The 13911-nt window shown below is 61.6% G+C and carries 13 protein-coding genes; 7 read left to right on the top strand and 6 right to left on the bottom strand.

Annotated elements, in window-relative coordinates; translation table 11 throughout:
- The first annotated feature begins 52 nt into the window (after positions 1-52).
- The 3 genes from ACU680_RS24255 to ACU680_RS24245 all read left to right on the top strand — a co-directional run bounded on the left by ACU680_RS24255 (position 53) and on the right by ACU680_RS24245 (position 2986).
- Positions 53-811: an ArsR/SmtB family transcription factor gene (locus tag ACU680_RS24255; protein WP_448180719.1), complete on the top strand. Its 759-nt coding sequence runs from the start codon at positions 53-55 to the stop codon at positions 809-811.
- 136 nt (positions 812-947) lie between these two features.
- A complete protein-coding gene (locus ACU680_RS24250; protein WP_448180718.1) occupies positions 948-2168 on the top strand; it encodes a putative DNA modification/repair radical SAM protein in 1221 nt (406 codons plus the stop codon).
- Positions 2165-2986, top strand: a complete 822-nt coding sequence (locus ACU680_RS24245; RefSeq protein WP_448180717.1) for a TIGR03915 family putative DNA repair protein — start codon at positions 2165-2167, stop codon at positions 2984-2986. The genes ACU680_RS24250 and ACU680_RS24245 overlap by 4 nt, the downstream gene beginning before the upstream one ends.
- Positions 2987-3145: 159 nt before the next feature.
- Here the strand turns inward: ACU680_RS24245 and ACU680_RS24240 are convergent, their stop codons facing one another.
- The 5 genes from ACU680_RS24240 to ACU680_RS24220 all read right to left on the bottom strand — a co-directional run bounded on the left by ACU680_RS24240 (position 3146) and on the right by ACU680_RS24220 (position 9439).
- Positions 3146-4165, bottom strand: coding sequence for a branched-chain amino acid aminotransferase (locus ACU680_RS24240; RefSeq protein WP_003223996.1), 1020 nt, complete (start codon positions 4163-4165; stop codon positions 3146-3148).
- Between the two features lie 319 nt (positions 4166-4484).
- Positions 4485-5858, bottom strand: a complete 1374-nt coding sequence (gene lpdA, locus ACU680_RS24235; protein ID WP_448180716.1) for a dihydrolipoyl dehydrogenase — start codon at positions 5856-5858, stop codon at positions 4485-4487.
- A 4-nt stretch (positions 5859-5862) separates the two neighbouring features.
- Positions 5863-7143, bottom strand: coding sequence for a dihydrolipoamide acetyltransferase family protein (locus ACU680_RS24230; RefSeq protein ID WP_448180715.1), 1281 nt, complete (start codon positions 7141-7143; stop codon positions 5863-5865).
- On the bottom strand, positions 7144-8202 hold the full coding sequence (locus ACU680_RS24225) for an alpha-ketoacid dehydrogenase subunit beta (protein WP_003224000.1): 1059 nt from the start codon (positions 8200-8202) through the stop codon (positions 7144-7146).
- A 1-nt stretch (position 8203) separates the two neighbouring features.
- Positions 8204-9439, bottom strand: a complete 1236-nt coding sequence (locus ACU680_RS24220; RefSeq protein ID WP_007952906.1) for a 3-methyl-2-oxobutanoate dehydrogenase (2-methylpropanoyl-transferring) subunit alpha — start codon at positions 9437-9439, stop codon at positions 8204-8206.
- A gap of 185 nt (positions 9440-9624) precedes the next feature.
- On the opposite strand from ACU680_RS24220, the gene bkdR reads away from it, so the two are divergent.
- The gene (gene bkdR, locus ACU680_RS24215) at positions 9625-10113 is read left to right on the top strand and encodes a Bkd operon transcriptional regulator BkdR (RefSeq protein WP_016985245.1); all 489 of its coding nucleotides are present in this window, start codon (positions 9625-9627) and stop codon (positions 10111-10113) included.
- Between the two features lie 109 nt (positions 10114-10222).
- Here the strand turns inward: bkdR and ACU680_RS24210 are convergent, their stop codons facing one another.
- The gene (locus tag ACU680_RS24210) at positions 10223-11086 is read right to left on the bottom strand and encodes an MBL fold metallo-hydrolase (RefSeq protein WP_448180714.1); all 864 of its coding nucleotides are present in this window, start codon (positions 11084-11086) and stop codon (positions 10223-10225) included.
- A gap of 90 nt (positions 11087-11176) precedes the next feature.
- On the opposite strand from ACU680_RS24210, the gene ACU680_RS24205 reads away from it, so the two are divergent.
- The 3 genes from ACU680_RS24205 (at position 11177) to ACU680_RS24195 (ending at position 13741) form a co-directional block, all read left to right on the top strand.
- Positions 11177-11518: an ArsR/SmtB family transcription factor gene (locus tag ACU680_RS24205; RefSeq protein WP_003224002.1), complete on the top strand. Its 342-nt coding sequence runs from the start codon at positions 11177-11179 to the stop codon at positions 11516-11518.
- Between the two features lie 168 nt (positions 11519-11686).
- The gene (locus ACU680_RS24200) at positions 11687-12931 is read left to right on the top strand and encodes an NAD(P)/FAD-dependent oxidoreductase (RefSeq protein ID WP_448180713.1); all 1245 of its coding nucleotides are present in this window, start codon (positions 11687-11689) and stop codon (positions 12929-12931) included.
- 9 nt (positions 12932-12940) lie between these two features.
- Positions 12941-13741, top strand: a complete 801-nt coding sequence (locus tag ACU680_RS24195; protein ID WP_367084858.1) for a sulfite exporter TauE/SafE family protein — start codon at positions 12941-12943, stop codon at positions 13739-13741.
- The last annotated feature ends 170 nt before the right edge of the window (positions 13742-13911 follow it).

Here is a 13911-nt window from a genome sequence, read left to right as displayed (position 1 = left end):
TGATGCGAGTATCTTCAGTTCGCAGCGACGACGATTCGTCGGGGAGCGAAATATGCACGCAGAACATCAACACATCGGCGTTTCGCAGGTGGCGGCCGCCATCGCCGAACCGGCACGCACGAAGATCCTCTGCTCGCTGATGGACGGCCACGCCCGCACCAGCACTGAATTGGCCGCCGTTGCCGAGGTCAGCGCTTCCACCGCCAGTGCACACTTGGCCAAACTCAAGGATCTATCGCTGGTGCGCCTGCATGTGCAGGGCCGCCATCGTTATTACAGCCTCGCCGATCAGCGCGTGGCTCAGGCGCTGGAAGCGTTGATGGTGATCGGCCAGAACGCCGCGCCGAGCTTCAAGCCGCACACCCCGGATCGCCTGCAATTCGCCCGCGCCTGCTACGACCACATGGCCGGCACGCTGGCGGTGTTGCTGCACGACCGCATGCTTGAGGCGGGATGGCTGGTGGAAACTGACGAGCGCGCTTATCGGCTGAGCGACAGTGGCGAGGCGTTGTTCGAGGGTTTGGGTATCAAGGTTCAGGATTTGAGTACCCTGCGCCGCAAGTTTGCTTGCCCGTGCCTGGACTGGAGCATGCGCCGGCCGCATCTGGGCGGTTCGTTGGGCGCGGCGTTGTTGCAGATGGCGTTGAAACGCAAATGGGTGACGCAGGATCTGGACAGTCGGGCGTTGGCGCTGACCGTGGCGGGGCGAAAGGAAATGGGCCTGCGGTTTGGTCTTGAGTTGCCGTTAGACGCGAAAATCAAAAGATCGCAGCCTTCGGCAGCTCCTACAGTAATCACGAACCTCCGATAAATCTCAATCGATGTAGGAGCTGCCGAAGGCTGCGATCTTTTGATCTTGAGCTTCCGCCCGACGAGGTGCGCTCTAGCACCTTGTAACCCCGGGCTCGGACCTATACTGTATATCCACACAGTAAAGAGCCCGCGCCATGCAAATCATCGACAAGCTCAGCATTCTCGCCGACGCCGCCAAGTACGACGCCTCCTGCGCCAGCAGCGGCGCGCCCAAGCGTAGCTCCGAAGGCAAGAGCGGGCTGGGTTCGACCGATGGCATGGGCATTTGCCACAGCTATACACCGGACGGTCGTTGCGTGTCGCTGCTGAAAATCCTCCTGACCAACTTCTGTCTCTACGACTGCCAGTACTGCGTCAACCGCCGCTCCAGCGATGTGCCGCGGGCACGCTTCACCCCCGAGGAAGTGGTGACGCTGACCCTGGATTTCTACCGACGCAACTGCGTCAGCGGGCTGTTTCTCAGTTCAGGGATCATCCGCTCGGCGGACTACACCATGGAACAACTGGTGCGCGTGGCAAAGCTGTTGCGCGAACAGCACGAGTTTCGCGGCTACATCCACCTCAAGACCATTCCCGAGGCCGACCCGGCGTTGATCGAGGAGGCCGGGCGCTATGCCGACCGTCTCAGCGTCAATATCGAACTGCCCACCGATGCCAGCCTGCAAACCCTGGCGCCGGAGAAGCAGATCGGCTCGATCAAGCAGGCGATGAACACCATTTACACCGGCGTGCAAACGGTGCTCAACGAACCGCGTTCGGCAAAATTCGCCCCCGCCGGGCAGAGTACGCAAATGATCGTCGGCGCCGATGACACCGACGACAGCACGGTCCTGCACAGCGCGCAGTCGTTGTATGGCAACTACCGCTTGCGGCGCGTCTACTATTCGGCCTTCAGCCCGATTCCCGACAGTCCGAAAAGCGTGCCACTGGCCGCGCCACCGCTGATGCGCGAACACCGTCTGTATCAGGCTGATTTCCTCTTGCGCAGCTACGGCTACAACGCTGATGAGTTGCTCAAGGGCCCGGGTAATCTGGCGCTGGACATCGACCCGAAACTGGCCTGGGCGCTGCAGAATCGCGACGTGTTTCCGCTGGACCTGAACCGCGCCGAGCCGTCGCTGATCGCGCGTATTCCGGGCATCGGCCTGCGCACTACCGAGCGTCTGGTGCAATTGCGCCAGCAACGGCGCATTCGCTACGAAGACGTGGCACGCATGCGCTGTGTTTTGGCCAAGGCCAAGCCGTTCATCATCACCAGCGATTACCACCCGCAGCAGGCGGAGGTCACCAGCCACATGCTCTACCAGCAACTGCGCGACCGGCCGCAACCACAGCAGATGGGGTTGTGGGGATGATCAATCTCGATTGCGACGACCTGTTCGACACCTGGCGCCAGCAGGCGCGCTGGCTGCTCAGTCATGAAGTCGACCCGAGTCTGGTGAGCTGGGCGTCGGAAGGCGTGAGCGATCTGTTTGCCAGTGACCTCTCGGTACCCGAGGGGCAGGGGCCGTTTCAGGCACGCATCCCCCGTGCACTGCTCGATACCCTGGAGCAAGCCGCGCGCTACCGGGGCGACCAGCGCTGGAGTTTGTTGTATGAAGTGCTGTGGCGCGTCAGCCATGGCGATCGCACGGCGATGATGGCCGGCGACAAGCTCGGCAGCGAGTTGCAGCGGCGGATCAAGCAGGTGCAGCGCGAAGCCCACCATTTGCACGCGTTCGTGCGGTTCATCGAACGCCCGCAGGATCAGCCAGGCCCGCAATACGTGGCGTGGCACGAACCGGCCCACGACATCCTGCACAGCGCCAGCGAACATTTCGTCAGGCGCATGGGCCGCCATCGCTGGTTGATTGCCACCCCGCGTGACGGGGTGTATTACGACGGCGAGCAATTGATTCATCAACGCCAGTGCCCGCTGGAGTGGCAGCAACTGGCGCAGAACATCGATGACCCGCACGGCGAGCTATGGCTGACGTACTACAGCCACATCTTCAACCCGGCGCGGTTGAACGAGAAGGTCATGCAAGGGCATTTGCCGGTGCGGTTCTGGAAGAATCTGCCGGAAGGGGAGTTGATTCCCGGGCTGATTACCCAGGCGCGGATGGGCAAGCAGCAGAATGGACAGGCGAGCGGGATTGCTGCGCGAGGCGGGAAGCGGATTGCGGTTAAATAGAAAATCAAAAGATCGTCCGAACGCGGCCCGAGCCTTCGGCAGCTCCTACACAGATCTCCTGTAGGAGCTGCCGCAGGCTGCGATCTTTTGATCTTGCTTCCAATAAAAAGCCCCCCATCAATCACTTGATGGAGGGCTTTTGTACATCTAACCGTCAGATCAAACCTTGACGATCCAGCCTGCTGGCGCTTCGATGTCGCCGGTTTGCACACCAGTCAGCTCTTTGTAGAGCTTCTGGGTGACCGGGCCGACTTCAGTTTCGCTGTGGAACACGTGCAGGTGATCGTTGTAGCTGATGCCGCCGATCGGCGTGATCACCGCAGCGGTACCGCAAGCACCGGCTTCCTTGAAGTCCGACAGTTTGTCGATCAGCACGTCGCCTTCAACCACTTCCAGACCCAGACGGGTTTTCGCCAGTTCGATCAGCGACAGGCGGGTGATGCCTGGCAGGACGGATGGCGAGTTCGGGGTGATGAACTTGTTGTCGTGGGTGATCCCGAAGAAGTTGGCCGAACCGACTTCCTCGATCTTCTTGTGGGTCAGCGGATCCAGATAGATGGCGTCAGCGAAGTGCGCTTTCTTGGCCTGGGAGCCCGGCATCAGGCTGGCGGCGTAGTTGCCACCGACCTTGGCCGCACCGGTGCCTTGTGGCGCGGCGCGGTCGAAGCTGGAAATCTGGAAGTTGTGCGGGGTCAGGCCGCCCTTGAAGTAGGCGCCGACCGGGATCGCGAATACCGAGAAGATGAACTCCGGCGCGGTGCGCACGCCGATGTTGTCACCCACGCCGATCACGAACGGACGCAGGTACAGCGCGCCGCCGGTGCCGTATGGCGGGATGAAGCGCTCGTTGGCGCGAACCACTTCCTTGCACGCTTCGATGAACTGCTCGGTGGAGACGTGCGGCATCAGCAGGCGGGCGCAACTGCGCTGCATGCGCGCGGCGTTCTGGTCGGGACGAAACAGGTTGATCGAGCCGTCCTTGCAACGATAGGCCTTCAGGCCTTCGAAGCACTGCTGGCCATAGTGAAGGGCCGTCGAGCCTTCGCTGATGTGCAGCACGTTGTCTTCGGTCAGGGTGCCTTTGTCCCACTCGCCATTGCGAAAGTACGACAGATAGCGTTTGTCGGTCTTGATGTAGTCAAAACCCAGCTTGTCCCAATTGATGCTTTCGTTACCCATGACACCCTCTATCACTGAACAACCGTCGAAACGGTTCAAGGCTTCCGACGTTTTTTTGGATGGGCACCACAATACTTCATTCTTGCGCGGTTTCGCAGCCCGGACGATGGGGGGATAGGCAAAAATCGTAGCTTGCTTATTAAATACCCATCATTCCTCTATCTTTCTGCTCTTTTGTGGCGAGGGAGCTTGCTCCCGCTCCAGTGCGCAGCACTGGTAAAGCCGGCCATCGCGGTGCATCAGATGTACCGCAATGGCAGGGTTTGGGGCCGCTACGCAGCCCAGCGGGATCAAGCTCCCTCGCCACAGAAGCTGGGCGTTACAGGTGCAACGCATGCCCCAAAGCCCGCAACGCCGCTTCCTGCACCGCTTCACCCAGGGTCGGATGCGCATGGATGGTGCCGCCGATGTCTTCCAGCCGCGCGCCCATTTCCAGGCTTTGCGCGAACGCGGTCGACAATTCGGAAACCCCAACGCCCACTGCCTGCCAGCCAACAATCACATGATTGTCGCGACGCGCGACCACGCGCACGAAGCCGCTTTTCGATTCCAGGGTCATCGCCCGGCCGTTGGCAGCGAACGGGAAGCTGGAAACGATGCAGTCCAGCCCCGCAGCCTTGGCCTCGTCCGGGGTCTCGCCGACCACCACCAGTTCCGGGTCGGTGAAACACACGGCGGCGATGGCGGTCGGGTTGAATTCGCGGTGCTTGCCGCTGATCAGCTCGGCGACCATTTCGCCCTGAGCCATGGCGCGGTGCGCGAGCATCGGTTCGCCGCTCAGGTCGCCAATGGCGTAGACGTTGCGCATGCTGGTCTGGCAGCGGCTGTCGATCTTGATCGCCGAGCCGTTCATGTCCAGATTCAGCGCTTCGAGGTTCCAGCCCTGAGTGTTCGGCTTGCGACCGACCGCCACCAGCACCTGCTCGGTTTCCAGGTTCAGGGTGTCGCCGTTCGGGTCACGCACCTGCAAGGTGCCGTCGAAACCCAGCACGCTGTGCTTGAGATAGAGCTTCACGCCCAGTTGCTTCAGCGCTTCGTGCACCGGTTGGGTCAGTTCGGCGTCGTAGGCCGGCAGGATACGGTCCTGCGCCTCGACCACACTGACATCGGCGCCGAGCTTGCGATAGGCAATGCCCAACTCCAGACCGATGTAACCGCCGCCCACCACCACCAGACGTTTAGGCACGGACTTCGGTGCCAGCGCTTCGGTGGAGGAGATGATCGGCCCGCCGATCGGCAGGATCGGCAGGTTGACGCTGGTCGAACCGGTCGCCAGCACCAGATGCTCGCACTGGATGCGCGTGTCGCCGACTTCCACGGTTTTGCCGTCGATGACCTTGGCCCAGCCATTGATGACCTGAACCTTGTTCTTTTTCAGCAGCGCCGCGACGCCGGTGGTCAGGCGATCAACAATGCCGTCCTTCCACTCGACGCTTTTGCCGATGTCGAGGCTCGGCGCCGAAACGCTGATGCCCAGCGCCGAATGCTGGCTGTGATGGCGGGTCTGGTGGAACTGTTCGGCCACGTGAATCAAGGCTTTGGACGGAATGCAGCCGATGTTCAGGCAGGTGCCACCGAGCGATTGGCCTTCGACCAGAATCGTCGAAATGCCCAGTTGTCCGGCGCGGATCGCCGTGACGTAACCGCCGGGGCCGCCGCCGATGATCAGCAGCGTGGTGTTCAAGGTTTGCATGGCATCACTCCACAAACAGGGTCGCGGGTTGTTCGAGCAGACCACGGATGGCCTGGATGAAGAGCGCCGCGTCCATGCCGTCGACCACGCGGTGATCGAAGGAGCTGGAGAGGTTCATCATCTTGCGGATCACCACCTGGCCTTTGACGACCATCGGGCGTTCGACGATTTTGTTCACGCCGACGATTGCCACTTCCGGCAGGTTCAGCACCGGGGTGCTGACGATACCGCCCAGCGCACCGAGGCTGGTCAGGGTGATGGTCGAGCCGGACAGCTCATCGCGGCTGGCCTTGCCATTGCGTGCGGCGTTAGCCAGGCGCGAGATTTCCGCGGCGCTGTCCCACAGGCTGCGCGCTTCGGCGTGTCGCACCACCGGCACCATCAGGCCGACATCGCTTTGCGTGGCGACACCGACATGCACCGCGCCGAGGCGGGTGATGACCTGGGCTTCGTCGTCGTAACGGGCGTTCATCTGCGGGAAGTCGCGCAGGGCAACGACCAATGCGCGGACGAGGAACGGCAGCAAGGTCAACTTGCCCCGGCTGGCACCGTGTTTTTCATTCAGATGCGCGCGCAGCTCTTCAATCGCGGTGACGTCGATTTCCTCGACGTAGCTGAAGTGCGCGGCACGCTGGGTGGCGTCCTGCATGCGCTGGGCAATCTTGCGGCGCATGCCGATCACTTGAATCTGTTCTTCGTCGTTGCGCTGGGCGTAAGCGGCGGCTGCCGGCGCCGAAGCATTCGATTGACCTTGCGCCAGATAGGCCTCGAGGTCTTCGTGCAGCACTCGACCGGCCGGGCCGGAACCGCGTACCAAACGCAGCTGAATGCCCAGATCCAGCGCATGTTTGCGCACGGCCGGCGAGGCCAGCGGACGTTCATCCGCCTCGCGGGCAACCATCGGGCCTTGGCAAACCGGTGCCGGGCGCGATGCGGCAGCAGCCACAGGTTTGCTCTCGACAGCTGTTTCAACTGTCGGCGCAGCAGGTGCTTCCTTCGCAGCAACCGGTGCTGGCGCGGCGGACTCTTTCAGGTTTCCGGCGCCTTCAACTTCGATGCTGATCAGCACACTGCCGACCGCCATCACTTCACCCGGCTGACCGCCGAGGGCAATCACCTTGCCGTGGACCGGCGACGGAATGTCGACCATTGCCTTGTCGGTCATCACGTCCGCCAGCACCTGGTCTTCAACCACCAGGTCGCCGACCTTGACGTGCCACTGCGACAGTTCGACTTCTGCGATGCCTTCGCCGATGTCCGGCATCTTGATAACGTGCGTGCCCATTCAGACCTCCATGACCCGTTTCAACGCCGCGCCCACTCGGGACGGCCCTGGGAAATACGCCCACTCTTGCGCGTGCGGGTAGGGGGTGTCCCAACCGGTGACGCGTTCGATCGGCGCTTCCAGGTGATGGAAGCAATGCTCTTGCACCAGCGACACCAGCTCGGCGCCAAAACCGCAGGTGCGCGTGGCTTCGTGTACCACCACGCAGCGGCCGGTTTTCTTCACCGACTTGACGATGGTTTCCAGATCCAGCGGCCACAGGCTGCGCAGGTCGATGACTTCGGCGTCAACGCCGGATTCTTCGGCGGCCACTTGCGAGACGTAAACGGTGGTGCCGTAGGTCAGCACGGTCACGTCCTTGCCCGGACGGGTGATGGCGGCAACATCCAGCGGCACGGTGTAGTAGCCGTCCGGCACCTGGGCTTGCGGGTGTTTCGACCACGGGGTTACCGGGCGGTCGTGGTGGCCGTCGAAGGGGCCGTTGTACAGGCGCTTAGGCTCGAGGAAAATCACCGGGTCATCGTTTTCGATGGAGGCGATCAGCAGGCCCTTGGCGTCGTACGGGTTGGACGGCATCACGGTGCGCAGGCCGCAGACCTGAGTGAACATCGCCTCGATGCTCTGGCTGTGGGTCTGGCCGCCGTAGATGCCGCCGCCGCAGGGCATGCGCAGGGTCATCGGCGCGGTGAACTCGCCGGCCGAGCGATAACGCAGGCGTGCCGCTTCGGAAATGATCTGGTCGGAAGCGGGGTAGACGTAGTCGGCGAACTGGATCTCGGCCACCGGACGCAGGCCGTAAGCGCCCATGCCCACGGCCACGCCGACGATGCCGCTTTCGGAGATCGGCGCGTCGAATACCCGCGAGGTGCCGTACTTGGTCTGCAGGCCTTCGGTGCAACGGAATACGCCGCCGAAGTAGCCGACGTCCTGCCCGAACACCACCACATTGTCGTCACGCTCAAGCATCACATCCATGGCCGAGCGCAGGGCCTGGATCATGGTCATGGTGGTCGTGGTCATGGCGGTTTCCAACTGAATATTGTTGTTGTGATCGTTCATGTCAGATCCCCAACTGCTGACGCTGGCGCTTCAAGTGCTCCGGCATCTCTTTGTAGACGTCTTCGAACATGGTCGCGGCGCTTGGAATCTGCCCGCCGGCGAGGGTGCCGTACTGTTCGGCCTGTTTCTGCGCGGCAATCACTTCGGCCTCGAGCTCGGCGCTGACCGCGGCGTGTTCTTCTTCCGACCAGTGGCCGACCTTGATCAGGTGCTGCTTCAGGCGGGCAATCGGGTCGCCCAGCGGGAAGTGGCTCCAGTCGTCGGCAGGACGGTATTTGGATGGATCGTCGGAGGTCGAGTGCGGGCCGGCGCGGTAGGTGACCCATTCGATCATGGTCGGGCCGAGGTTGCGCCGGGCGCGCTCGGCGGCCCAGGCGGAAGCGGCGTAGACCGCGTAGAAATCGTTGCCATCGACCCGCAGCGAGGCGATGCCGCAACCGACGCCGCGTCCGGCGAAGGTGGTCGCTTCACCCCCGGCGATGGCCTGGAAGGTCGAGATCGCCCACTGGTTGTTGACCACGTTGAGGATTACCGGCGCGCGGTAAACGTGAGCGAAGGTGAGGGCGGTGTGGAAGTCCGATTCGGCGGTAGCGCCGTCACCAATCCACGCCGAGGCGATTTTGGTATCGCCCTTGATCGCCGAGGCCATGCCCCAGCCCACGCCCTGAATGAACTGGGTGGCGAGGTTGCCGGAGATGGTGAAAAAACCGGCGTCCTTGACCGAATACATGATCGGCAACTGCCGGCCCTTGAGCGGATCGCGCTCGTTGGACAGCAGTTGGCAGATCAGGTCGACCAATGGCACATCGCGGGCCATCAGGATGCTTTGCTGGCGGTAGGTCGGGAAGCACATGTCGTCGATGTTCAAGGCCAGGGCCTGGGCGCTGCCGATGGCTTCTTCGCCAAGGCTTTGCATGTAGAACGACATTTTTTTCTGGCGCTGGGCGACCACCATGCGGTTGTCGTAGATCCGCGTCTTGAGCATGGCGCGCATGCCCTTGCGCAGGATCTCGACTGGCACGTTTTCAGCCCAGGGGCCGAGGGCGTTGCCCTGATCGTCGAGCACGCGAATCAGGCCACGGGCCAGGTCGGCGGTGTCGGCGGGTTCTACGTCAATGGAGGGTTTGCGCACCGTGCCGGCATCGGTCAGATGCAGGTAGGAGAAGTCGGTTTTGCAGCCTGGGCGGCCCGAAGGTTCAGGGACGTGCAGACGCAGCGGTTCATACGCTTGGGTCATGGCTTCTACGCTCGATCTTGTGAATTTCTTGTAGTGAGCTGGCAATCATTCTTGGGTGAAAGAAATCTTGTCCTACAACAATCATAGGCCCGGGCCAGAAGAATATTTCTCTCTGTTTCGTTGCGCTGGAGACGATTTGCAGATAGAAATTCTGCATAAACATAAAAAACAGGTGGTTTTGTCTCATGCGCAAACTGGACCGTACTGACATCGGCATTCTCAACAGCCTTCAGGAGAACGCGCGCATCACCAACGCCGACCTCGCGCGCTCGGTGAACCTGTCGCCGACGCCGTGTTTCAACCGGGTCAAGGCGATGGAAGAATTGGGTTTGATTCGCGAGCAGGTGACGCTGCTGGATGCCGACCTGCTGGGCCTGCACGTGAACGTGTTCATTCACGTCAGCCTGGAGAAACAGGTCGAGGAGGCGTTGCAGCATTTCGAAGAGGCGATTTCCGACCGCCCCGAGGTGATGGAGTGCTACCTGATGGCCGGCGACCCGGACTATCTGATCCGGGTGCTGGTGCCGACGATTCAGTCGCTGGAGCGGTTCATGATGGACTTTCTGACCAAGGTGCCGGGGGTGGCGAATATTCGGTCGAGTTTTGCCTTGAAGCAGGTGCGGTATAAAACTGCGCTGCCGTTGCCGGCGAATGGTTTGACCCTCGGGTCCTGAAGATCAAAAGATCGCAGCCTGCGGCAGCTCCTACACGGAGAACGCGTTTCCCGTCAAAATTGGAATGCGTTCCTCTGTAGGAGCTGCCGCAGGCTGCGATCTTTTGCTTCTAGAGCTTGTTGATCGGCACCTTCAAATACACGACACCATTATCCTCGGCCGCCGGAAAATTCCCCGCCCGCACATTCACCTGAATCGCCGGCAACAACAGCGTCGGCATGCCCAGCCCGGCATCACGTTTGGTGCGCATCTCGACAAACGCCGCCTCATCAATCCCGTCATGCACATGAATATTGCTCTTGCGCTGCTCACCGACGGTGGTCTGGCACTGCGCGGCGCGGCCCTCGGGCGGGTAATCGTGGCAGACGTAGAGTTTAACGCTGGCCGGGAAGGCCAGCAGTTTGTGGATCGAGTTGAACAGCTGATGCGCGTCGCCGCCGGGGAAGTCGCAGCGAGCCGTGCCGACGTCGGGCATGAACAGCGTGTCGCCGACCAGGATCTGTTCGCCGTCGATCAGGTAAGCCATGTCTGCCGGAGTGTGGCCGGGGACGTGCAGGGCGGTGGCCTTGAGATTGCCGATCATGAACGACTCGTTCGGCGCGAACAGGTGATCGAACTGCGAGCCGTCGACGCAGAATTCCGGTTCCAGGTTGAACAGCGCCTTGAACACGTTCTGCACCTTGCTGATCGACTGGCCGATGGCGATCTTGCCGCCGAGTTCGCGGCGCAGGTACGGCGCGGCGGACAGGTGATCGGCGTGGGCGTGGGTTTCCAGCAGCCATTGCACCTGCAAACTGTGTTCACGGACGAAGGCGATGATTTTATCGGCCTGCATGGTGCAGGTGCGTCCGGCGGCGCCGTCGTAATCGAGCACCGGATCGACGATTGCACACTGCCCGCCATCAGCTTCATAGACCACATAGCTGTAGGTCGAGGAGGCGGGGTCGAGGAAAGCTTCAATCTGCGCGGGCATGGACACCAACCTGAACGGGGAAATGGGTTGCAACACTTTATCTAAAAACATAATGTTCGCAGCTTAAGTGACGTTCAAGGCATCGTGCAAATGCAATCCAGTCTGACCGAATGTGAAGTCGCCCAATTGCGGGCCTCCGCCTCCAAGGCCTGCGCGCTGCTCAAGGCACTGGCCAATGAGGATCGCCTGTTGATCCTGTGCCAGCTGACCCAGGGCGAGCGCAACGTCGGCGAGCTGGAAAAAATGACCGGCGTGCGCCAGCCGACCCTGTCCCAGCAACTGGGCATCCTGCGTGATGAAGGGCTGGTGGCGACCCGCCGCGAAGGCAAATACATCTTCTACGGACTGGCCAGCCCTGAAGTGATTCAGGTGATGAAAACCCTCTCCGGACTGTATTGCGGGGCGGTGCTCAAGAGCTGGGGTCACCCCTGAATGCCAGCCAACACATTCAAAACCTGTGGGAGCTGGCTTGCCAGCGATGGCGGACTGTCAGTCGCCATCAATAGCGGCTGAAAAATCCCTATCGCTGGCAAGCCAGCTCCCACAGGTTTAGTGGTTTGATTCAAAAAAATCCTTGCGTGCAGCAATAAGGAACAAGCAATGAACGATCAACACTGGGGCCCATCCATCAGTGCAGACATCGTGGTCATCGGCGGCGGCAGCGCCGGCATCGGCTTCGTCGCCAGTCTGCTCAAGCGTGATCCCTCGCTGAACATCACCGTGATCGAACCGAGCGCCCAGCATTACTACCAACCGGCGTGGACGCTGGTCGGCGGTGGCGCCTTCGACGTCAAGGACACCGCAAGGCCGATGAGCAAGGTGATGCCGCGTCAGGCCACCTGGATTCAGGCGGCAGTCACCGCGATTGATCCCGACACGCGTCAACTCACCCTCAACGATCAGCGCACCGTCACTTACCAGAACCTGATCGTTTGCCCCGGCCTGCGGCTGGCCTGGGAGAAGATCGAAGGCCTGCAGGAAAGCCTCGGCCAGCACGGCGTGACCTCCAACTACAGCTATCAGCATGCGCAGTACACCTGGGATCAGGTGCAGAAACTGCGCGGCGGCAAGGCGCTGTTCACTCAGCCGGCGATGCCGATCAAATGCGCCGGGGCACCGCAGAAGGCGTTGTACCTGTCGTGTGATCACTGGCGCAAAACCGGCGTGCTGAACAACATCAACGTCGAGTTCAATCTGGCCGGCGCGGCGCTGTTCGGTGTCGCGACGTTCGTCCCGCCGCTGATGAAGTACATCGAGAAATACAACGCGCACCTGGCCTTCAACAGCAATCTGGTCAAGGTCGACGGCCCGGCGAAAACCGCGTGGTTCGAGGTCAAGAACGCTGACGGCAACATCACCACGCAGGCGAAAACCTTCGATCTGCTGCACGTGGTGCCGCCGCAAGTCGCGCCGGATTTCATCGCCCAGAGCCCGCTGGCCGACGCCGGCGGCTGGTGCGAAGTCAATCCGCACAGCCTGCAACATCCGCGTTACCCGGAAGTGTTCGGCCTCGGTGATATCTGCGGCACCAGCAATGCGAAAACCGCTGCGGCGGTGCGCAAGCAGATTGTGGTGGTCGCGGAAAACCTGCTGGCCCTGCGCAAGCAACAACCGCTGCCACTGAAGTACGACGGCTACGGTTCGTGCCCGCTGACGGTGGAGAAGGGCAAGGTGATCCTCGCCGAGTTCGGTTACGGCGGAAAGTTGCTGCCGACCTTCGCCCTCGATGCGACCGTGCCGCGCCGCTCGGCGTGGTTTCTCAAGGCGACGCTGCTGCCGTGGTTCTACTGGAACGGCATGCTCAAGGGCCGCGAGTGGCTGACCGGTTTGTCCAAAGTCGACTGAGAACTCCCTATGTTGCTGGCAAGTCTGTTTGGCGTAGTGATGGGGTTGATTCTCGGGTTGACCGGCGCGGGCGGCGGGATTCTCGCAGTGCCGGCGCTGGTGCTGGGCCTCGGCTGGAGCATGACCCAGGCCGCACCGGTGGCGTTGTTCGCCGTCGGCAGTGCGGCGGCAGTCGGTGCCATCGACGGTTTGCGTCATGGCCTGGTGCGCTATCGCGCGGCGCTGTTGATTGCGGCTCTCGGCGCGGTGTTTTCGCCGCTGGGCATCTATTTTGCGCATCAGTTGCCGGAGAAGATCCTGATGATCCTCTTCAGCCTGCTGATGGTCATGGTGGCCTGGCGCATGTTGCGCCGTGAGCGTGCGCAAACGGGACCGAGCGATCACGGCCACGCGAGTTGGGGGCAGAAGAACTGCATGCTTAATGAAGAGACCGGTCGTTTCGACTGGACCGCCAAATGCACCGCGACCCTGGCGGCGCTGGGTGCGGTGACCGGCGTGGTCTCGGGCTTGCTCGGCGTCGGTGGTGGCTTCCTCATCGTCCCGGCGTTCAAGCAACTGACCGACGTGCAGATGCGCGGCATCGTTGCGACGTCGTTGATGGTGATCAGCCTGATTTCGGCGATTGGCGTGATCGGCGCGTTTCATGCCGGGGTGCGTATCGACAGCCTTGGCGCGGCGTTTATTGTCGCCAGCATCGTCGGCATGATCATCGGCCGCAAATTATGCGCGCGGGTTCCAGCGCGGGCGTTGCAGGTGGGGTTTGCCAGTGTGTGTCTGGTGGTCGCGGCCTACATGCTGCTGCGCGCCTGACACAAAACCCCGGCCCAGCATTTAACCCTGTAGGAGTGAGCCTGCTCGCGATAGCGGTTTAGTATTCAACATTGATGCTGACTGACACTGCGCTATCGCGAGCAGGCTCACTCCTACAGGGGATGTGTGTTTTGTCGTTGATTGCGGCAAACTCAGACATCCCCAGACAA

This window comes from Pseudomonas sp. LF020, from assembly GCF_053456425.1.
This window is presented reverse-complemented; position numbering and strand designations above follow the sequence as displayed.